The sequence below is a fragment of the Geodermatophilus sp. SYSU D01119 genome (assembly GCF_054049975.1).
Genome location: NZ_JBJGYL010000002.1, coordinates 128,497 through 148,637, shown reverse-complemented (window position 1 = coordinate 148,637; position 20,141 = coordinate 128,497). Strand labels below are relative to the sequence as shown.

Genomic DNA, 20,141 nt, shown 5'->3' with positions numbered 1-20,141 from the left:
GGCGTCAGGCGCCGAGCTCGTAGACGACCACCGTGGCGTCGTTGAGGTTGGTGACGTAGGCGCGCCGGCCGTCGGGGGAGACCGCGACGCTGGTGGGGCCGTCCCCGGTGCGCGGGCTCGCGGTCACGGCGAGCGTCTCGGCGTCGACCACCGACATCGTGTCGGCGTCGACGTCGGCGGTGTAGAACCGCCGGCCGTCGGGCGCCCAGGTGACGTCCTGCGGCCGGGCCCCGACGGGACCCGACGCGACGGGCTCGCCGGTCGCGGTGTCGACGACGAAGACCTCGCTGCTGTCGAAGGCGACCACCGCCACCCGGCTGCCGTCGGGGGAGATGGCCACGCTGTGCGGCGAGTCGCCGGCCGGGACCGTGCCGAGCACGCGCCCGCCGTCGGTGAGGTCGAGCACCGAGAGCACGTCGGACTCGTGGTTGGCGGTGTAGGCGCGGGTGCCGTCGTCGGAGACGGCGATCCAGTGCGGGTTCGCCGGGACGTCGTAGGAGTCGACCTCCCGGCCCTCCGCGGTGTCGAGGACCTCGACCCGCCCCTCGTCGTGCAGCGGCACGTAGAGCAGCGAGCCGTCCGGCGAGGTCTGCGGCGCGTAGGGGCGCAGGCCGACCGGCACGGTGTCCAGCGGCCGGTTGGTGGCCGTGTCGAGGTAGACGACCGAGTTCTCGGTGTAGTCGGGCGGGTTGGTGACGGTCACGTAGGCGCGGTCGCCGTCGGGGGAGAAGGTGATGAACTGCGGCGGCCCGGCGTCGATGGGGATGGTGGACACGACCTGCAGCGAGTTGGTGTCCAGGACGCTCACCACGCCCTCGTCGCGGTGCGCGATGTAGGCGTACCGCCCGTTGGGCGCCACGGCGATGAACCCGGGCGTCGGCGGGACGCCGATGGGCTCGCCGAGCTGCGTGGGCACCGCGACGCTGGCCTCGGGCTCCGCGCTCGGGCGGGTGGGCGCGCCGCTGCCGGACGGGGCCGGCGCGGTCGTGTGGTCGGCGTGCGGGTCGTCGGAGGCGGTGCTCCCGGTGGCGGCGCTCCCGGCCGGCCCGTCCGGCCACAGCCACCAGGTGAGGCCGCCGGCGGCGAGCACCAGCGCCGCCGCGGCGGCCAGCGCGGCGCGGCGGGCGCGGCCGGGGCGGGCAGGGCGGCCGGCCGGGACCGGTCCGGGCGGCACGGGTCCCGGCGGCGGGCCGAGCGGCTGCACGGAGCTGTGCGCGCCGTCGCGCGAGTGCACCCCGAGCACGGTGGGTGCCGCACCCGGCAGCCCGGCGGCCGGGACGGTCCTCGCGGGCGCGTCCCGGGGGGTCTCCCGGGCGCCGTCCCGCAGCGCCTCGCGGGCCGCGGCGATCAGGGCGGTGGGGGTGGCGTAGCGGTCCTCGGGCCGCTTGGCCATCCCGCGCGCGACGACGTCGTCGAGCCCGCGCGGCAGCCCCGGCACGACGTCGCTGGGCCGCGGCGGCTCGGCGTAGAGGTGCGCGTAGAGCAGCGCCGGCAGGTCCTCCCCGCCGAAGGGCTTGCGCGCGGTCAGCGTCTGGGCGAGCACGCAGGCCAGCGAGTAGACGTCGACCCGGCCGTCGATCGGCTGGTCGGTGAAGCGCTCGGGCGCCATGTAGTCCAGCGTCCCGACGGTGGCGCCGGTGATGGTCAGCGACGTCCGTGTGCTGCCCACCGACCGGGCGATGCCGAAGTCGACGACGTAGACGAAGTCGTTGGGCGTCACCAGCACGTTGCTCGGCTTGACGTCGCGGTGCACCAGGCCGTCGGCGTGCGCGGCCTCCAGGGCCTCGGCGACCTGGGACAGCAGCGCCAGCGCCCGCTCCGGCGGCAGCGGCCCGTCCCGCAGGATGGCGCCGAGGTCGCGGCCGTCGACCAGCCGCATGTCGATGTAGAGGCGGCCGTCGATCTCGCCGAAGTCGTGGATGGGCACGACGTGCGGCTCGCGCAGCCGCGCGGCGACGTGGGACTCGCGGCGGAAGCGCTGCGCGAACTCGGCGTCGTGGTTGAGCGCCTCGGGCAGCAGCTTCAGCGCCACGAGCCGGTCGAAGCGGGTGTCGCGCGCCCGCCACACCTCGCCCATGCCGCCGGCGCCGATCATCTCCTCGAGGACGTAGCGGCCGAACTCGCGGGGCATGGGCGGCGCTCCTCGGCTGCCCGGCCGCCGGCCGGGCCTGGACGTCCGGGTCGCGCGGAGGTTAGGGACCCCGCCGTCCCGCCGGGGCCCGCGCCCGCCCGCCGCCGGCTCCCCGCCCCGGGCGGACCGCCGCGTCCCGCCGCTGCGCCACCCCGCGGCGACGCAGGGTGCGCGCCGCCGCCCGGCGGGCCTGCACGAGGATGGCCGGGTGGAGCACCCGGACCCCGCCGACGTCGACCGTTCCGACCCCGCCGGCCGCGCGTGGGTGGAGCGGGCGATCGCCGCCGTCGAGGCCGACGCGGTGCGCAGCGCCGACACCCACCTGCTGGTCTACCCGCTGCCGCCGGAGTGGGGCGTCGACCTCTACCTCAAGGACGAGTCCACGCACCCGACCGGCAGCCTCAAGCACCGCCTGGCGCGCTCGCTGTTCCTGCACGCGCTCTGCTCGGGCTGGATCACCGAGGGCAGCACCGTCGTCGAGGCCTCCAGCGGGTCGACGGCGGTCAGCGAGGCGTACTTCGCCCGGATGCTGGGCCTGCCCTTCGTCGCGGTCATGCCCGCCTCGACGAGCCCCGAGAAGGTGGCGCTCATCGAGTTCCACGGCGGGCGCTGCGCGTTCGTCGACGACGCATCGGCCATGTACGACGAGGCCCGCCGGCTGGCCGCCGAGACCGGTGGCCACTACCTCGACCAGTTCACGCACGCCGAGCGGGCCACCGACTGGCGCGGCAACAACACCATCGCCGAGTCGGTGTTCGAGCAGATGGCGCTGGAGCGCCACCCGGTGCCCGAGTGGGTCGTCGTCGGCGCGGGCACCGGCGGCACGAGCGCGACCTTCGGCCGCTACCTGCGCTACCGGCGGCACCCGACCCGGCTGGCCGTCGTCGACCCGGAGGGGTCGGCGTTCTTCCCCGGCTGGGTGGAGGACGAGCCGGGGTGGACCACCGGCACGGCGTCGCGCATCGAGGGGATCGGCCGCCCGCGGGTGGAGCCGTCGTTCCTGCCCTCGGTGGTCGACCGCATGATCCGGGTCCCCGACGCCGCGTCGCTCGCCGCGGTGCGGCACCTGGAGCGGGCGACCGGCCGGCGGGCCGGCGGCTCGACGGGCACCAACCTGTGGGGCGCCTTCCGGCTGGTGGCCGAGATGGTCGCCGCGGGGCGCACCGGCAGCGTGGTCACGCTGCTCTGCGACGGCGGCGAGCGGTACGCGCACACGTACCACTCCGACGCCTGGGTGGCGGCCCGCGGGATGGACCTCGAGCCGTACGCCGCGGTCCTGGACGAGTTCGCCGCGACCGGCCGGTGGACGGCGTGACGGGCCTCACCCGCACCCCGGTCCGGTGCCCCGTTACCCCGCAGTAACCTCCACTATCGGAGCCAGGCGGGCCGCGGGCCCGCGTCCCCCATGACCGATCGCGGAGGTAGGTCTGGCGATGAACATCGTCGTTCTGGTCAAGCAGGTACCCGACTCCGGCACCCAGCGTTCGCTGGACCCGTCGGACAACACCGTCGCCCGCGCCACCGCGGACAACGTCATCAACGAGATCGACGAGTACGCGATCGAGGAGGCCCTGCAGGTCAAGGAGGCCCAGGGCGGCGAGGTCACCGTGCTGACCGTCGGTCCCGCCTCGGCCACCGACGCCATCCGCAAGGCCCTGTCGATGGGCGCGGACAAGGCCGTGCACGTGCAGGACGACGCCATCCACGGCTCGTGCGCGATCCAGACCTCCGGGGTCCTGGCCGCCGCCCTGCAGCAGCTCGACTACGACCTCATCCTCACCGGCGCCACGTCGACCGACGGCCAGGTCGCCGTCATGCCGGCGCTGCTCGCCGAGCGCCTCGGCATCCCCCAGGTGTCCGGCGCCCGCAAGCTCACCGTCGAGGGCTCGACCGTCAAGGTCGAGCGGCAGACCGACGGCGGCTACTGGGCCCTCGAGGCGCCGCTGCCGGCCATCGTGTCCACCTGGGACACCATCAACGAGCCGCGCTACCCCTCCTTCAAGGGGATCATGGCCGCCAAGAAGAAGCCGGTGGAGACCAAGAGCCTGGCCGACCTCGGCGTCGACCCCTCCACCGTCGGCCTGGGCACCGCCACCAGCGCGGTCCTCGACTTCGCCGGCCGCCCGCCGAAGGGCGAGGGCGTGAAGGTCACCGACGAGGGCGACGGCGCCGAGAAGCTCGTCGGCTTCCTCGCCGAGCAGAAGCTCGTCTGACCCGGCCCGGATCGAAGCGAAGAGGAGACTGAACACCCATGGCAGAGGTCCTGGTCCTCGTCGAGCTGAACCCGGCCGACGGCACCGTCCGCAAGGGCACCCTGGAGGCGCTCACCGCCGCGCGTGCGCTCGGTGAGGTCTCGGCGGTCGTCGCCGGCGGCCCCGGCGTCGCCGCCGGCGCCCGCGAGCAGCTCGCCCAGTACGGCGCGGCGAAGGTCTACGTCGCCGAGTCCCCGGAGATCGACGAGTACCTCGTCGCCCCCAAGGCCGAGGTGCTGGCCCAGCTGGTGCAGCAGGTCTCGCCGGCCGCCGTCGTCATCCCGTCCTCCCCGGAGGGCAAGGAGGTCGCCGGCCGGCTGGCCCTCAAGACCGGCAGCGGCTTCCTCACCGACGTGACCGACATCGCCGCCGACGGCACCGCGACCCAGGTGGTGTTCGCCGGGCAGCAGATCGTGCACTCGAAGGTCACCACCGGCACGCCGATCTACACGCTGCGCGGCAACTCGGTGACCCCCGAGGCCTCGCCGGCGGCCGGCGAGGAGGTCCCGGTGGAGGTGAGCCTGTCCGACCAGGCCAAGCTCACCCGCGTCGTCGACAAGGTCGTCGAGCAGAAGAGCAACCGCCCCGAGCTGACCGAGGCCTCGATCGTCGTCTCCGGCGGCCGCGGCGTGGCCAGCGCGGAGAACTTCGCGCTGATCGAGGCGCTGGCCGACTCCCTCGGCGGCGCCGTCGGCGCCTCGCGTGCCGCGGTCGACTCCGGCTTCTACCCGCACAGCTTCCAGGTGGGGCAGACCGGCAAGACCGTCTCGCCGCAGCTCTACATCGCCGTCGGCATCTCCGGTGCGATCCAGCACCGCGCCGGGATGCAGACCTCGAAGACGATCGTGGCCGTCAACAAGGACCCCGAGGCCCCCATCTTCGAGCTGGCCGACTTCGGCGTCGTCGGCGACCTGTTCCAGGTCGCCCCGCAGGCCACCGAGCTCATCAAGAGCCGCAAGGGCTAGTCGCGTCCCGTCCGGCGGGCGCCGACCCCATCCCGGGGTCGGCGCCCGTCGGCGTTCCCGGCCGGACCACGAGGAGACAGGGCGGTACGTGAGCGGGCGGGACGTGAGCGGGCGGGACGTGAGCGGGCGGGACGTGAGCGGGCGGGACGTGAGCGGGCGGGACGTGGACACGGGGAGCATCTGGGACGCCGCGCACCGGCGGACGACGGTCGGCCTGCTGACGCTGGTCACCCTCATCGCCTTCGAGGCGATGGCGGTGGGGACGGCGATGCCGCGCGCGGTCGCCGAGCTCGACGGCGTCGCCTGGTACGCGTGGACGTTCAGCGCGTTCCTGGTGACCTCGGTCGTCGGCATGGTGGTCGGCGGGGAGGTGGGGGACCGCCGTCCCCCGGGCCCGGGCGTCCTCGCGGGCGTGGTGGTCTTCGCCGCGGGCCTCGTCATCGCGGGCCTCGCGCAGCACATGGCCGTGCTCGTCCTCGGCCGCGCCGTGCAGGGCCTGGGCGCCGGGGTGGTCATCGTGCTGCTCTACGTCGTCGCCGGGCAGGCCTACTCCTCCCGGCTGCGTCCCAGCCTGTTCGGCGCCTTCGCCGCGGGCTGGGTGCTGCCGGCGCTGCTCGGGCCGCTCGCGGCCGGGCAGCTGACCACGCACGTCGGCTGGCGGGCGGTCTTCCTCGGGCTGGTGCCGCTGGTCGTGGCCGGCCTCGCGCTGCTGCTCACCGGCGGGCCCGGTGGGGCGGCGCCCGCGGACGGGGCGCCGCGGGGGAGCCGGGCCGGCTGGGCGCTCCTGGCCGGAGCCGGCACCGCGGCGCTGCAGTACGCCGCGCAGCGGATGGACCTCGCCGCCGCCGGGATCGCCGTCCTGGGGGCGGTCGCCCTGGCCGCGGGCCTGCGCCGGCTGCTGCCGCGCGGCACCGTGCGCGCCCGCCGGGGCATCCCGGCCGTCGTCGCCTCCCGCGGGCTGCTGGCCGGGGCCTTCTTCGGCATGGACGCCCTGCTGCCGTTCGTGCTGACCGAGCAGCACGGGTGGAGCGCGGCCACCGCCGGGCTGCCGCTGACCGCGGGGGCGGTCGGCTGGGTGGTCGCCGCCCAGCTGCAGGGCCGACGGCCCGACGTCCCCCGGCAGCGCGTGCTGCGCCTCGGGGCGCTGGTGCTCGCCCTCGGCGTGGCCGCGACGGCGACGGTCGCCGTCCCCGGGCTGGGCGGCTGGCCGGCCTACCTCACGTGGGGGCTCGCCGGGGTCGGGATGGGGCTGGCCATGCCGAGCGTCGGGGTGCTGCTGCTCGACCAGTCGCCGGAGGCCGAGCGCGGGGCCAACTCGGCCGCCCTGCAGATCTCCGACGCCACCGCCTCGGCGCTCTACGTCGGCCTCTCGGGCGTGCTGGTGGCCGGCGCCGCCGACGCCGGGGGGCCGCTGTGGCCGGCGGTGCTCGCCGCGGTCGCCGTCCTGACCGTCCCGGCGCTGCTGACCGCCCGGGTGGCCGGGCGCACGGTCGCGCCGAGGGCGGATCCGTCGTGCGCGACTAACCTGGGCCGGTGACCTACCTCGACCACGCGGCCACCACGCCGGTGCTCCCCGAGGTCCTGGCCGCCATGACCGAGCAGTGGGGCCGGGTCGGCAACGCCTCGTCGCTGCACGCCAGCGGCCGCGCCGCCCGGCGGGCCGCCGAGCAGGGCCGCGAGCGCCTCGCCGAGGCCGTGGGCGCCCGGCCGTCGGAGGTGCTGTTCACCGGCGGTGGCACCGAGAGCGACAACCTCGCGGTCAAGGGCCTGTACTGGGCGCGGCGGGAGGCCGACTCGCGCCGGCGCCGGCTGGTGGTCAGCCCGGCCGAGCACCACGCCGTCCTCGACAGCGCCGAGTGGCTGGCCAAGCACGACGGCGCCGAGGTCACCTGGCTGCGGCTGGAGCCGACCGGCCGGGTGACGCCGGACGCGCTGGCCGAGGCGCTCGGCGACGGCACCGACGTCGCGGTCGCGAGCGTCATGTGGGCCAACAACGAGATCGGCACGGTCAGCGACGTCGCCGCGCTCGCCGAGGTGGCGCACGCCGCCGGCGTCCCGCTGCACACCGACGCGGTGCAGGCCGTCGGCCAGGTGCCGGTGGACTTCGCCGCCAGCGGCGCCGACGCGCTCACCCTCACCGGGCACAAGCTCGGCGGCCCGATGGGCGCCGGCGCCCTGCTGCTGCGCCGCGACGCGGAGTGCATGCCCCTGCTGCACGGCGGCGGCCAGGAACGCGACGTCCGCTCCGGCACCCTCGACGTGCCGGCGATCGTCGGCCTCGCCGTCGCGGCCACCACCGCCGTCGCCTCCCGCCCCGAGCGGGCCGCCCGGCTCGCGGCGCTGCGCGACCGGCTGGTGGCCGGCGTGCTCGAGCAGGTGCCCGACGCGCAGCTCAACGGCGCCCCGCTCGACGACGTCGTCGCGGGCGGGCCGGGGCGGCTGCCGGGCAACGCGCACCTGTCCTTCCCCGGCGCGGAGGGCGACGCGCTGCTCATGCTGCTCGACGCCCGCGGCATCGAGTGCTCCACCGGCTCGGCGTGCAGCGCCGGCGTCGCCCGGCCCAGCCACGTGCTCACCGCCGTCGGCGCCGAGGCCGACCGGGCGCGCAGCTCGCTGCGGTTCAGCCTGGGCTCGCCGAGCACCGAGGACGACGTCGACGCGCTGCTGGCCGTCATCGCCCCCGTGGTCGAGCGCGCCCGCCGCGCGGGGATGGGCCGCTGATGCGCGTGCTCGCCGCCATGAGCGGGGGAGTGGACTCGGCGGTGGCGGCCGCGCTGGCCGTCGACGCCGGCCACGACGTCACCGGCGTGCACCTGGCGCTCTCGCCCGACCGGCAGACCCTGCGCAGCGGCGCCCGCGGCTGCTGCAGCGTCGAGGACGCCCACGACGCCCGCCGGGTCGCCGACGAGCTCGGCATCCCGTTCTACGTGTGGGACCTCGCCGAGCGGTTCACCGAGGACGTCGTCGACGACTTCGTGGCCGAGTACGCCGCCGGCCGCACGCCCAACCCGTGCCTGCGCTGCAACGAGCGGATCAAGTTCACCGCCGTGCTCGACCGGGCGCTGGCGCTGGGGTTCGACGCCGTCGTCACCGGCCACCACGCGCGGCTGGAGGACGGCCGGCTGCGCCGCTCGGTCGACGCGGCCAAGGACCAGTCCTACGTGCTGGGCGTGCTCACGCCCGGGCAGCTCGCCGGCGCCCGCTTCCCGCTGGGCTCGATGACCAAGGAGCGCGTGCGCGCGATCGCCGCCGAGCGCGGGTTCGCCGTCGCCACCAAGCCCGACTCGCACGACATCTGCTTCATCCCCGACGGCGACACCCGCGGCTTCCTCACCCGCCGGCTCGGCGCGGCGCCCGGCCCGGTGGTGGACGCCGCCACCGGGGCGACCGTGGGCACGCACGAGGGCACCCACGGGTTCACCGTGGGCCAGCGGCGGGGCCTCGGCATCGCCGTGGGCGACCAGCGGCCGCGGTACGTGCTGTCGATCGAGCCGGTCACCCGCACGGTGACCGTGGGGACGGCGGAGCTCGCCGGGGTCGACGTCGTCCGCACCGGGCCGCCCACGTGGACCGCCGGGCCGCCGGCGCTGCCGCTGCGCGCCGAGGTGCAGCTGCGGGCGCACTCCGCCCCGGTGGCCTGCGAGGTCACCGCGGGGGCGGACGGCGGGCTGGTGATCGCGCTGGCGGAGTCGCAGCGCGGGGTGGCGCCCGGCCAGTCGGCCGTGCTGTACGCGCCCGACCCGGTGCGCGGCGACCTGGTGCTCGGCCAGGGGACGGTCCTCGCGTGACGGAGCCGATGACCTGGGGCGGGGCCACGGGGATCGGGTCGCTGCCCGGCACCGACCCGGCCGAGGCGCTGCGGGTGGTGCTCGGCGAGCTGCCCGGCCAGCCGCACCTGCCCGAGCTGCCGGCCCGCGGGCCCGGCGCCGACCTGGTCGGGCGCAGCGCCGGGCTGCTCGTCGACCTCGCCGTCGACCTGACGCCGGCCGGCTGGCGGCTGGTGCCGCGCGGCGGCGTGGACCTGCGCCGGGCGCAGGAGCTCCTGGCCCGCGACCTCGACGCCCTGCACGACGTCGCCGAGGGCCACCGCGGGCCGTTCAAGGTGCAGGCCGCGGGCCCGTGGACGCTGGCCGCCTCGCTCGAGCGCGAGCGCGGAGAGCGGGCCGTCGTCGACCCCGGCGCGCGCCGCGACCTGGGCCAGTCGCTGGCCGAGGGGATCGCTGCGCACGTGGCCGCGGTGCGCGCCCGGGTGCCCGGCGCGCAGGTCGTCGTCCAGCTCGACGAGCCGTCGCTGCCCGCGGTGCTGCAGGGCGCGCTGCCCACGGCGAGCGGCTTCGGCCGGCTGCCCGCGGTGGCCGCGCCCGACGTCGAGGCGGAGCTCGGGGCGGTGGTCGGCGCGCTGCCCGGGCCGGTGGTCGTGCACTGCTGCGCGCCGCGGGTGCCGCTGGACCTGCTGCGCGCGGCCGGTGCCGCCGGGCTGTCGTTCGACCTGGGCCTCGTGCAGGACCTCGACGCGCTCGGCACCGCCGTCGACGCCGGCGTCCACCTGCTGCCCGGCGTCGTCCCCGGTACCGACACCGCGCTGCCGCAGGCCAAGGCGACGGCGTCGCGGCTGCGGGCGTGGTGGCGGGAGCTCGGCTTCCCCGCCGACGACCTGCACGCGGCGGTGACGCTCACGCCGTCCTGCGGCCTGGCGGGCGCCTCGCCGGCGTACGCCCGGGCGGCGATGACGCACGTGCGCGAGGCGGCGCGGTACCTGCTGCCGGAGTGACCTCGGTGGTGACCCGGTGGTGACCCGGCCAGGGGAACGACCGGTTCGCCGTCGGAGGCGGCGGATACCGTCTCCGGCGTGAGCACGGACGCCGAGCTGGACGCCCCGCAGGTCGCCGCGGTCGCCGACCGGGAGGACCTCACGCAGGTCCCCGACGACGCCCGCACCCGCCACCGCGACCTCTCCGAGGAGCTCGACCGCTACGCGTTCGCGTACTACGTGCGCGACGAGCCGCTGGTCAGCGACGGGCAGTACGACGAGCTGATGGCCGAGCTCAAGGGGATCGAGGCCGCGCACCCGGCGCTGGTCACGCCCGACTCGCCGAGCCAGAAGGTCAACGGCGGGTTCACGGCCACCTTCGCGCCGGTGCAGCACCTGGAGCGGATGCAGAGCCTGGACAACGTCTTCGACAGCGACGAGCTGTCGGCGTGGGCCGGCCGGGTCACCCGCGACGCCGGGGCGGGCGTGAGCTGGCTGTGCGAGCTGAAGGTCGACGGCGTCGCGGTGGCGCTGGTGTACGAGAACGGCCGGCTGGTGCGCGCGGCCACCCGCGGCGACGGGACCACCGGCGAGGACGTGACGGCGAACGTCCGCACGATGGCCGACGTGCCGCAGCAGCTGGCCGGGAACGACCTGCCCGAGCTGCTCGAGGTGCGCGGGGAGATCTACTTCCCGATCGAGGGCTTCGCCGACGTCAACGCCGGGATGGTCGAGCAGGGCAAGGCGCCGTTCGCCAACCCGCGCAACGCCGCCGCGGGCTCCCTGCGGCAGAAGGACCCGCGGATCACCGCGTCCCGGCCGCTGCGCCTGGTGGTGCACGGGTTGGGCGCGCGGCGCGGTTTCGAGCCGGAGCGGCAGTCGGAGGCCTACGAGCGGCTGCGCGCGCTGGGGCTGCCGGTGAGCAGCCGGTACGAGGTGGTCGGCGACCTCGAGGCGGTGTGGGCCTACGTCGAGCGCTACCGCGAGCAGCGGCACTCGGTGGAGCACGAGATCGACGGCGTCGTCGTCAAGGTCGACCAGGTGGCGCTGCAGCGGCGGCTGGGGTCGACGGCGCGGGCGCCGCGGTGGGCGATCGCGTTCAAGTACCCGCCGGAGGAGGCGACGACCAAGCTCCTCGACATCCGGGTCAACGTCGGGCGCACCGGGCGGGTGACGCCGTTCGGCTACATGGAGCCGGTCAAGGTGGCCGGGTCCACGGTGCAGCTGGCCACGCTGCACAACGCCGGCGAGGTGAAGCGCAAGGGGGTGCTCATCGGCGACACCGTCGTCCTGCGCAAGGCCGGCGACGTGATCCCGGAGATCCTCGGGCCGGTGGTCGCCGCGCGCACCGGCGACGAGCGCGAGTTCGTCATGCCGACCCACTGTCCCGAGTGCGGCACCGAGCTGCGGCACGAGAAGGAGGGCGACGCCGACATCCGCTGCCCGAACGCCCGCTCGTGCCCCGCCCAGCTGCGGGAGCGCGTCTTCCACGTGGCCGGGCGCGGGGCCTTCGACATCGAGGTGCTGGGCTACGAGGCGGCCATCGCGCTGCTCGCCGAGCACCTGCTGGAGGACGAGGGCGATGTCTTCGACCTCACCGAGGACAAGCTGCGCCGCACCGCCTTCTTCACCAAGAAGGACGGGACGCTGTCGGCGAACGGGCAGCGTCTGCTCACCAACCTGCAGGCGCGCAAGGACGTGCCGCTGTGGCGGGTGCTGGTGGCGCTGTCGATCCGGCACGTGGGCCCGACGGCGGCGCAGGCGCTGGCCCGCGACTTCCGCTCGCTGGACCGGATCATGGCCGCCACGGAGGAGGAGCTGGCCGCGGCCGACGGCGTCGGGCCGACGATCGCCCGCTCGGTGCGCGACTGGTTCGCCGTCGACTGGCACCTCGGTGTCGTGGAGAAGTGGCGGCGCGCGGGGGTGCGGCTGGCCGACGCGGGGGAGGACGCCCCGCCCGGGCCGCTCACCGGCGTCACCGTGGTGATCACGGGCTCGCTGCGCGACCTGTCCCGCGACCAGGCGATCGCGGCGGTGCAGGAGCGCGGCGGCAAGGTGACCGGCTCGGTGTCGAAGAAGACCGGGTTCGTGGTGGTCGGCGCCGACCCGGGCAGCAAGTACGACAAGGCCGTGCAGGTGAAGGCGCCGATCCTCGACGACGACGGCCTGCGGGTGCTGCTCGACGAGGGCCCGGAGGCGGCCCGCGCGGTGGCCACGATCGGCGACGGGAGCGAGCCGGCGGAGGAGTGACGCGTCCGCCGTCCGTGCGCGTTCGGGGAGGCCTGGCCCGGGGGTAGGGGCCGGGTCCACCCGCTCCGGAAGGACCTCGCGTGTCGCTGCCCGACGCCCTGCTCGACCTGCTCCGCCGTCCCAGCCCCTGCTTCCTCGCGACGCTCATGCCCGACGGGTCGCCGCAGCTGACGCAGACCTGGGTCGACACCGACGGGCGCGACGTCCTGATCAACACCGTCCGGGGGCACCAGAAGGTGCGCAACGTCGAGCGGGACCCGCGGGTGTCGCTCAACGTGGCCGACCCCGACGACCCGAGCCGCTACTTCGAGGTGCGCGGCCGGGTCGTGGAGGTGACCGAGGAGGGGGCGCGCGAGCACATCGACGAGCTCGCGCAGCGCTACATCGGCGGGCCGTACCCGTGGTTCGGCGGCCGGGACCAGGTGCGCCTGCTGGTGCGGATCTCGGCGGAGAAGGTGACCTCGCCGCGCGGCTGACCCCTCCTCACCCGGGCCTCCGCCACGCGGACACGTGCGCGCGGCTGTCCGAGGTGAAGGGCCGGCGGTGCCAGTCCTCCCAGCGGACGGCTGGTACGAGGCCGGCGAGCCGGGCCATGAGGTCGAGCTCGGCCGGCCAGACGTAGCGGAACGGGATGGCGCGCGCCTCGGGGCGGAGGCCGGTGAGCGTGACGTGGTGCGAGACCAGCCGTTGCTCGGCGACGTCGTACTCGTCGAAGCCGAGCCGGTCCGCCGAGACGTGGAACGGCCGGGCGCGCTCGCCGGGCGGCAGCCGCTGCAGGTCCGGGACGCCGACCTCGACGACGAAGTGCCCGCCCGGCGCGAGGTGGTGCGCGGCGTTGGCGAAGCAGGCGACCTGCTCGTCCTGGGTGGTCAGGTTCATCACCGTGTTGAACACCAGGTAGGCGAGCGTGAAGGTGCCCTCGACCCGGGTGGTGGCGAAGTCGCCGACCGTGACGCCGATCCGCTCGGCGCCGGGCTTGGCGCGCAGCCGGGCGAGCATGTCGGGGGAGAGGTCGATGCCGTGGACGGGGACGCCGCGAGCGCTGAGCGGGAGGGCGAGCCGGCCGGTGCCGATGCCGAACTCGAGCGCCGCGCCGTCGCCGGCCAGGTCGGCGAGCAGGTCGACCGCGGGGTCGACCACCGCGGGATCGGACATCCCGGCGGAGGACTCGTCGTAGTGCTCGGCGACGGGCCCGGCGAAGTGGTCGACGGCCATGCCGGCCACCGTGCCCCCGTGTCGCGGTGGGGTGCGAGCGCTTTTCGGGTGGGCCCGGGCCTCTCACCAGGGCGGCGGCTGCGTGGTCGCCGTCAGGCCGCTGGGGGTGGTGACGGCGAGGGTGCCGTCGGGGGCGAGTGTGTGGGTCCAGCCGGCGGCCTGGTGCTTGCCGCGGTGGTGGCCGGTGCAGAAGCCGGTCAGGTTGGCCGCGGAGGTGGCGCCGAGGGGCCAGGGGGTGGCGTGGTCGAGCTCGCCTGTCTTGGGGACGGGTCGGCGGCAGCCGGGGAAGCGGCAGCGGCGGTCGCGGGCGCGGACGTGCCGGTCGAGGGCGGCGCCGGGCCGGTAGCCGTCGGTCTCCCCGGGTGCGGCGAGGCCGGTGCCGGCGCGGGCGGTGCGGCGGAGTGCGGGCAGGTCGGTGAGGGCCAGGAGGGCGCCGGTGAGGGCGTCGGTGACCGCGATCCGCGGCCGGTCGGCGAGCCCGCCGCCCGTGGTGCGATCGAGGAGGTCCGCCAGGTCCAGGCGGGTGTCGTCGGTGGCCGCTGCCAGTGCGTCCAGGGCGTCGGCCGCCGCGGTCACGCGGCCGGCCGGACCGTCCGCCCAGGCGGTCTCATCGCTCGCGTCGGCGCGTTCGGCGGTGGCCACCAGGCGGCGGGCGTGGCCGACCGCCTCCTGCGCGGCGAGCAGCGCGGAACCGGCAGCGGTCACCGCCTCGTCGGCGCGCGCCCACCACCCGTCGGGCACAGGTTTTCGTGCCGGCGGGGTGTGGGAGCCGGGATCGGCCGGATCATCGTGGTCGGGGTCGAGGCCGGGGTCGTCCCACGGTGGTGGCCAGCCGGGTGGTGACCCCGGGTCGTCGTCGAAGGCGGGGTCGAGGTCGGCGTAGAGCTCGCCGGTGGCGACGCGGCGTTCGATCTGCGCCCACCAGGCGGCATCGGCCTCCATCTCGCCGACGTGCTGGGCGATGTCCGCGTCGCTCAGGCCGCGCAGCGGGTCCTCGCCCTTGACGAGGCTCACGCCGCCGGTGGCGGTCGCGGTTCCGGCGCTGTCGTCCGTGGTCCCGGCGTCCGGGGTCGTCTCGCCCGCGGATGCCGGCGCGGTGGTCCCCTCGTCCTCCGACGCGGCGCAGGCGTCGGAGGGGACGGTGTCCTCGGGCGCGGTGTCGGCGGGCGCGCGGTCCTCGGTCGCTGCGGTGACGCGTACACCGGTGAGGGCGGCGAGCAGGGAGCGGACGACCTCGGCGGGGACGACCTGGCCGTCGATCTCGCACGGCTGGTCCCCGCCCAGCAGCGCCCCGACCGGCGCCACGACGGTGAGGACCACCTGGACCGGGGACAGCCCGTTCTGCCCGGGGCGCAGCACCAGGTCGAGCAGGGCGTCGGCCATCTTCTGCCCGCGGGCGCGCCCGTCGTCGGGGAGCGCGTCGGCGTAGGCACCGAGCGCCGCCATCAACGCGGCGGCCTCCGGGGTGGTCAGCAGGGCGGAGACCACGCTCATCCCGTCGCAGCTGTCGGGGCGGCAGGACAGGCCGCGCCGCGTGACCGCCCGGGCGAGGTCGTCGGCCGCGGAGCGGGCCTTGCGCTCGAGCACCTCCCGGCGGGCCTTGTCCCGCAGCTGCGCCGGCGTGCACACCGTCCCCCGGCGGCACGCCCAGGCCAGCAGGTCCCGCTCCAACGCCGCGCGCACCGTGTCGTCGGCGACCGGGGCGACGTGGTCGACCAGCGCGCTCACGTGACCGGCGTGCACCGCCCCGGCCTCCAGCGCGTCCAGCGTCGCCGGCAGCCGGTGCACCAGGGTCAGCGACCGCACCAGCAGCGCCTCGGCCGCCGTCGACGTCAGCGACAGCGCCACGCACAGCTCCTGGGTGGCCCACTCGCTCACCGACCGCAGCAGCTCCGGCCGCACCGCCCACCGCTCGGCCGCCATCGCCCCCCGCGTGCCCTGCGGCCGATCGGCCGACGCCGGACGGGACAGCGCGAACGCCGCCACCGCCCGGTAGCGCAGCGCCGACTGCCGCGACACCTCACGATCGGCGGCCTGCACCAGCCCCAGCGGACCCCGCGCCCACCCGACCGGCGGCGCGGGCGCCGCAGCGGGTAGGACCGTCGTCACGCGTTCGATCATACGTTCGAAGCAGATGGCGGACAAGGCCTGTGGACAGGCGAACCCGCAGGTCAGGCGGGCGGCAAGTGCGCGACGGACGTCGCGATGCCCGTCAGGTGCGTGAGCCGCAGCAGCTCCGAGCGGCGGAACGCCGGCCCGCCCGACCGTCCCAGCAGCACGGCCGTGTCGGGCGCGCCGAAGGGGGCGGCCATCATCTCGATCGCCATCTCCTGCCAGCGCTCGGGCACCCAGTCGTCCTCGCTGGGCAGCAGCAGCGGCGAGGACAGCGGCAGCCACGGCAGCGCCATCCCCTCCAGGGCCGGCGCGGCGTCGGAGGCGGCCAGCACCACGGCCGAGCCGTCGCCGGAGGCCTGCAGCACCGCAGCCCACCCGGCGTGGAAGACCCGCGGCATCTCGGCGGCCAGCAGCTTCACCGCGGTGCCCTCGGCGGCGCGCGCGAGCGCCTCGAGCAGGTCGAGCTCGCGGTGGGTGTCCAGCGGGCCGGCGAAGGGCCGCAGCGACTCCACCTGGACGCCGGGCACCGCCTGCGCGGCGGTGATCAGGCTGTCGGGGAGCCGGTCGGGCGGCAGGTCGACGACGATGTCGTCGACGGCGACGCCGCCCCCGCGCTCGAGCACGTCGACGGAGACGATGTCGATCCCCGCGGTGCCGAGCGCGGTCGCGACGGCCCCCAGCAGACCGGGGCGGTCGGGGACCACCAGCCGCAGGAGATAGGACACGGTTCCTCCGCTGACGACGTCGAGGTGCGGGACGATCCGCGTCGATCGGGTAGGCAGCTTCCCCCATGCCCGGGCCCGCGGTCGAGGTGCGACGCGGGGACCGCGGCGTGGGATGCGTCCCGTCCGCGGTCGGAGCGGCCCGACCGGGCCCGCGTACGCTGACCGGGTTGCGTCCCTGGCGCCGGCGCGGCGCCGACGACAGGAGTCCCGCCCCAGCATGAGCACCGAGTCCACCCCCGACCGCGGGGCGACGCCCGCCCTCGGCCGCCAGGACATCGCGCACCTCGCGCGACTGGCCCGGCTCGCCGTCACCGACGAGGAGCTCGACCGCTTCGCGGGCCAGCTCGGGGCGGTGCTCGACGCGGTGGCCCAGGTGCAGCGCGCCGACGCCGGCGACGTCGCCCCCACCACGCACGCCGTCCCGCTGACCAACGTCCTGCGGGCCGACGTCGCCACCCCGAGCCTGCCCCGCGACGTCGTCCTGGCCGGCGCCCCCGCCGCCGAGGACGACCGCTTCCGCGTCCCGCGCATCCTGGGGGAGGAGGAGTGAGCGACCTCACCGCCCTCACCGCCGTCGAACTCCAGGCGGCGCTGGCCGCCGGCGAGACCTCCGCCGTCGAGGTCACCCGCGCGCACCTCGACCGCATCGCCGCCCAGGACGGCGCCCTCGGCGCCTACCTCTTCGTCGACGACGACGCCGCGCTCGCCCGGGCCGCCGAGATCGACGCCTCCGGCACCGCCGGGACCGGCCTGGCCGGCATCCCCGTGGCGCTCAAGGACGTCTTCGTCACCGAGGGCGTGCCCACCACCAGCGGCTCGAGGATCCTCGAGGGCTGGCGCCCGCCGTACTCGGCCACCGTCGCCACCCGGCTGCAGGACGCCGGCACGGTGATGCTCGGCAAGACCAACATGGACGAGTTCGCCATGGGGTCCTCCACCGAGAACTCGGCCTACCGGCCCACCCGCAACCCCTGGGACCACGACCGGATCCCCGGCGGCTCCTCGGGCGGGTCCAGCGCCGCCGTCGCCGGGCACCTGGCACCCCTCGCGCTCGGCACCGACACCGGCGGCTCGATCCGCCAGCCGGCCGCCGTCACCGGGCTCGTGGGGCACAAGCCGACCTACGGCTCGGTGTCGCGCTACGGCCTCATCGCGTTCTCCTCGAGCCTCGACCAGGCCGGCCCGATGGCCCGCACGGTCATGGACGCCGCCCTGGTGCACGAGGCGATCGGCGGGTACGACCCGCGCGACTCCACGAGCATCGAGGCGCCCGTGCCCACCGTCGTCGAGGCGGCCCGCCGCGGCGCCACCGGCGACCTGGCCGGCCTGCGCGTCGGCGTCGTCCGCGAGCTCGGCGGCGAGGGCGCCCGTGAGGGCTACGAGCAGGGCGTGCTCGACCGGTTCGCCGAGGCGGTCGCGCTGCTCGAGGCCGCCGGCGCCGAGGTGCGCGAGGTGTCCTGCCCGTCGTTCGGGCTGGCGCTGCCGGCGTACTACCTGATCGCGCCGAGCGAGGCGTCGTCCAACCTGGCCCGCTTCGAGGGCATGCGGTTCGGCATCCGCGTGGGCGACGACGGCAGCCGCGACGTCGACGAGGTCATGGCGCTCACCCGCGAGCAGGGCTTCGGCCCCGAGGTGAAGCGCCGGATCATCCTCGGCACCTACGCGCTGTCGGCCGGCTACTACGACGCCTACTACGGGCAGGCGCAGAAGGTGCGCACGCTGATCAACCGCGACTTCACCACCGCGTTCGACGGCGGCGTCGACGTCCTGGTCAGCCCCACCAGCCCGACCGTGGCCTGGCCGATCGGCGCCCGCGTCGACGACCCGCTGGCCATGTACGCCGCCGACCTGTGCACGCTGCCGGCCAGCCTCGCCGGCGTCCCGGCCATCTCGGTGCCGTGCGGCCTGTCCGACGGCCTGCCGGTGGGCCTGCAGGTCATGGCGCCCGCGCTGGCCGACGACCGCTGCTACCGGGTCGCCGCCGCCGTCGAGGCCGCCCTGGGCGCGCCCCTCACCGACCGCCTCGTGGAGCGTGCCGCGTGAACGGCGCGCTCAAGGCCGCCTGGGGCCTGACCGCGTTCGTCGTCCTCGCCGGGCTCGTGCTCTGGCTGACCACCGGCCGCGCGGTGTTCGCCGTCTTCATCGTCCTGGGGCTGCTGACCGGCGTCGGCGCCTGGCTGACCGGGCGCAGCACCGCCCCGAAGGGAGACCCCACCCCGTGACCGAGACCCGCAGCGAGACCCTGGTCGAGTTCGACGACGTCCTCACCCGGTACGAGCCGGTCATCGGCCTGGAGACCCACGTCGAGCTGGGCACCGAGTCGAAGATGTTCTGCGGCTGCTCGACGACGTTCGGCGCCGAGCCCAACACCCAGACGTGCCCGGTGTGCCTCGGCCTGCCCGGCTCGCTGCCGGTGGCCAACGCCGCCGCCGTCGAGTCGACCATCCGGATCGGCCTGGCGCTGGGCTGCCGGATCGCGTCCTGGTCGCGCTTCGCCCGGAAGAACTACTTCTACCCGGACATCCCGAAGGGCTTCCAGACCAGCCAGTACGACGAGCCGCTGTGCACCGCGGGGCACCTCGACGTCGAGGTCGACGGCGAGACCTACCGCGTGGAGATCGAGCGGGTGCACCTCGAGGAGGACACCGGCAAGAACCTGCACGTCGGCGGCGCCACCGGCCGCATCCACGGCGCCGACCACTCGCTGGTCGACTTCAACCGCGCCGGCATCCCGCTCGTGGAGATCGTCACCCGCCCGGTCGCCGGCGCCGGCGCCAAGGCCCCCGAGGTCGCCCGCGCCTACGTCACCGAGCTGCGCGAGATCATCCAGGCGCTCGGGGCCTCCGACGTCCGGATGGAGCAGGGCAGCCTGCGCTGCGACGTCAACACCTCGCTCGCGCCGACCGGCAGCCTCGAGTGGGGCACCCGCACCGAGACGAAGAACGTCAACTCGCTGCGGTCGGTGGAGCGGGCCGTGCGCTACGAGATGCGTCGCCAGGCCGCCGTGCTCGACGCCGGCGGTCGGGTCGTGCAGGAGACCCGGCACTTCCACGAGGACACCGGCAGCACCTCGTCCGGGCGGAGCAAGGAGGAGGCCACCGACTACCGGTACTTCCCCGAGCCCGACCTCGTGCCGCTGGCGCCCGACGCCGAGTGGATCGAGAAGCTGGCGGCCGGCCTGCCCGAGCTGCCGGCCGCGCGCCGCCGCCGGCTGCAGGAGGAGTGGCAGCTGTCGGCCACCGAGATGACCTGGCTGGTCAACGCGGGCGCGCTCGGGCTGGTCGAGCAGACCGTCGCCGCCGGCGCCACGGCCGCCGACGCCCGCAAGTGGTGGCTGGGCGAGCTCGCCCGCCGGGCCAACGACGCCGGCGTGGAACTCGCCGACCTCGCTGTCACCCCGGCCCAGGTGGCCGAGCTGACCGCGCTGGTGGCCGAGGGGACGATCAACGACAAGCTGGCCCGGCAGGCGCTCGACGGCGTCCTGGCCGGCGAGGGCGACCCGCGCGCCGTCGTCGAGGCCCGCGGCCTGGCGGTCATGGGGGAGTCCGACGAGCTGGTCGCCGCCGTCGACGCCGCGATCGCCGGCGCACCCGACGTCGTGGAGAAGGTGCGCGGCGGGAAGGTGCAGGCGCTCGGGGCGCTCGTGGGCGCGGTCATGAAGACCACCCGCGGCAAGGCCGACGCCGCCACCGTGCGCCGGATGCTCGAGGAGCGGGTGAGGGGGAGCTAGCTCCCCCG

17 protein-coding genes are annotated in these 20,141 nt (G+C 76.0%); 13 read left to right on the top strand and 4 right to left on the bottom strand.

What is annotated here, in order from left to right; translation table 11 throughout:
• Window positions 1–4: 4 nt before the first annotated feature.
• Entirely contained in the window at window positions 5–2,131 is a 2,127-nt protein-coding gene (locus tag ACI79X_RS02245; RefSeq protein ID WP_457023781.1) for a serine/threonine-protein kinase, read from the bottom strand.
• Window positions 2,132–2,339: 208 nt separating this feature from the next.
• On the opposite strand from ACI79X_RS02245, the gene cds1 reads away from it, so the two are divergent.
• The 9 genes from cds1 to ACI79X_RS02200 all read left to right on the top strand — a co-directional run bounded on the left by cds1 (window position 2,340) and on the right by ACI79X_RS02200 (window position 12,824).
• Complete coding sequence (gene cds1 / locus ACI79X_RS02240) at window positions 2,340–3,446, top strand: L-cysteine desulfhydrase Cds1 (RefSeq protein ID WP_457023780.1); 1,107 nt, start codon at window positions 2,340–2,342, stop codon at window positions 3,444–3,446.
• Window positions 3,447–3,564: 118 nt separating this feature from the next.
• Window positions 3,565–4,344, top strand: a complete 780-nt coding sequence (locus tag ACI79X_RS02235; RefSeq protein WP_457023779.1) for an electron transfer flavoprotein subunit beta/FixA family protein — start codon at window positions 3,565–3,567, stop codon at window positions 4,342–4,344.
• Window positions 4,345–4,382: 38 nt separating this feature from the next.
• Window positions 4,383–5,348, top strand: coding sequence for an electron transfer flavoprotein subunit alpha/FixB family protein (locus tag ACI79X_RS02230; protein ID WP_457023778.1), 966 nt, complete (start codon window positions 4,383–4,385; stop codon window positions 5,346–5,348).
• 148 nt (window positions 5,349–5,496) lie between these two features.
• On the top strand, window positions 5,497–6,885 hold the full coding sequence (locus ACI79X_RS02225; RefSeq protein ID WP_457023777.1) for an MFS transporter: 1,389 nt from the start codon (window positions 5,497–5,499) through the stop codon (window positions 6,883–6,885).
• Window positions 6,882–8,069: a cysteine desulfurase family protein gene (locus ACI79X_RS02220; protein WP_457023776.1), complete on the top strand. Its 1,188-nt coding sequence runs from the start codon at window positions 6,882–6,884 to the stop codon at window positions 8,067–8,069. Before ACI79X_RS02225 ends, ACI79X_RS02220 begins: the two co-directional genes overlap by 4 nt.
• Window positions 8,069–9,136 (top strand): tRNA 2-thiouridine(34) synthase MnmA, encoded by a 1,068-nt coding sequence (mnmA, locus tag ACI79X_RS02215; protein WP_457023775.1) that lies wholly within the window; start codon window positions 8,069–8,071, stop codon window positions 9,134–9,136. The genes ACI79X_RS02220 and mnmA overlap by 1 nt, the downstream gene beginning before the upstream one ends.
• Complete coding sequence (locus tag ACI79X_RS02210; RefSeq protein ID WP_457023774.1) at window positions 9,133–10,119, top strand: methionine synthase; 987 nt, start codon at window positions 9,133–9,135, stop codon at window positions 10,117–10,119. The genes mnmA and ACI79X_RS02210 overlap by 4 nt, the downstream gene beginning before the upstream one ends.
• A 78-nt stretch (window positions 10,120–10,197) precedes the next feature.
• Window positions 10,198–12,348: an NAD-dependent DNA ligase LigA gene (ligA, locus tag ACI79X_RS02205; RefSeq protein WP_457023773.1), complete on the top strand. Its 2,151-nt coding sequence runs from the start codon at window positions 10,198–10,200 to the stop codon at window positions 12,346–12,348.
• An 80-nt stretch (window positions 12,349–12,428) separates the two neighbouring features.
• Window positions 12,429–12,824: a PPOX class F420-dependent oxidoreductase gene (locus tag ACI79X_RS02200; protein ID WP_457023772.1), complete on the top strand. Its 396-nt coding sequence runs from the start codon at window positions 12,429–12,431 to the stop codon at window positions 12,822–12,824.
• A 7-nt stretch (window positions 12,825–12,831) separates the two neighbouring features.
• Here the strand turns inward: ACI79X_RS02200 and ACI79X_RS02195 are convergent, their stop codons facing one another.
• The 3 genes from ACI79X_RS02195 to ACI79X_RS02185 form a co-directional block, all read right to left on the bottom strand.
• The gene (locus tag ACI79X_RS02195) at window positions 12,832–13,563 is read right to left on the bottom strand and encodes a class I SAM-dependent DNA methyltransferase (protein WP_457023771.1); all 732 of its coding nucleotides are present in this window, start codon (window positions 13,561–13,563) and stop codon (window positions 12,832–12,834) included.
• Window positions 13,564–13,626: 63 nt separating this feature from the next.
• On the bottom strand, window positions 13,627–15,672 hold the full coding sequence (locus ACI79X_RS02190; RefSeq protein ID WP_457023770.1) for a DUF222 domain-containing protein: 2,046 nt from the start codon (window positions 15,670–15,672) through the stop codon (window positions 13,627–13,629).
• A gap of 62 nt (window positions 15,673–15,734) precedes the next feature.
• On the bottom strand, window positions 15,735–16,403 hold the full coding sequence (locus ACI79X_RS02185) for an ACT domain-containing protein (RefSeq protein ID WP_457023769.1): 669 nt from the start codon (window positions 16,401–16,403) through the stop codon (window positions 15,735–15,737).
• 217 nt (window positions 16,404–16,620) lie between these two features.
• Here ACI79X_RS02185 and gatC point away from each other — a divergent pair, with 217 nt between their 5' ends.
• From gatC to gatB, 4 genes are read left to right on the top strand one after another with little or no spacing between them, the layout of a single operon-like run.
• Complete coding sequence (gatC, locus tag ACI79X_RS02180; protein ID WP_457023768.1) at window positions 16,621–16,953, top strand: Asp-tRNA(Asn)/Glu-tRNA(Gln) amidotransferase subunit GatC; 333 nt, start codon at window positions 16,621–16,623, stop codon at window positions 16,951–16,953.
• Entirely contained in the window at window positions 16,950–18,446 is a 1,497-nt protein-coding gene (gene gatA / locus ACI79X_RS02175) for an Asp-tRNA(Asn)/Glu-tRNA(Gln) amidotransferase subunit GatA (protein WP_457023767.1), read from the top strand. Before gatC ends, gatA begins: the two co-directional genes overlap by 4 nt.
• Window positions 18,443–18,625, top strand: a complete 183-nt coding sequence (locus tag ACI79X_RS02170; protein ID WP_073421756.1) for a hypothetical protein — start codon at window positions 18,443–18,445, stop codon at window positions 18,623–18,625. Before gatA ends, ACI79X_RS02170 begins: the two co-directional genes overlap by 4 nt.
• Window positions 18,622–20,133, top strand: a complete 1,512-nt coding sequence (gene gatB / locus ACI79X_RS02165; RefSeq protein ID WP_457023766.1) for an Asp-tRNA(Asn)/Glu-tRNA(Gln) amidotransferase subunit GatB — start codon at window positions 18,622–18,624, stop codon at window positions 20,131–20,133. Before ACI79X_RS02170 ends, gatB begins: the two co-directional genes overlap by 4 nt.
• Window positions 20,134–20,141: the final 8 nt, after the last annotated feature.

Coding starts and splice junctions, on each gene's coding strand:
- ACI79X_RS02245 (WP_457023781.1), bottom strand. CDS start 2,131: ATGCCCCGCGAGTTCGGCCGCTACGTCCTCGAGGAGATGATCGGCGCC.
- ACI79X_RS02235 (WP_457023779.1), top strand. CDS start 3,565: ATGAACATCGTCGTTCTGGTCAAGCAGGTACCCGACTCCGGCACCCAG.
- ACI79X_RS02230 (WP_457023778.1), top strand. CDS start 4,383: ATGGCAGAGGTCCTGGTCCTCGTCGAGCTGAACCCGGCCGACGGCACC.
- mnmA (WP_457023775.1), top strand. CDS start 8,069: ATGCGCGTGCTCGCCGCCATGAGCGGGGGAGTGGACTCGGCGGTGGCG.
- ACI79X_RS02195 (WP_457023771.1), bottom strand. CDS start 13,563: ATGGCCGTCGACCACTTCGCCGGGCCCGTCGCCGAGCACTACGACGAG.
- gatC (WP_457023768.1), top strand. CDS start 16,621: ATGAGCACCGAGTCCACCCCCGACCGCGGGGCGACGCCCGCCCTCGGC.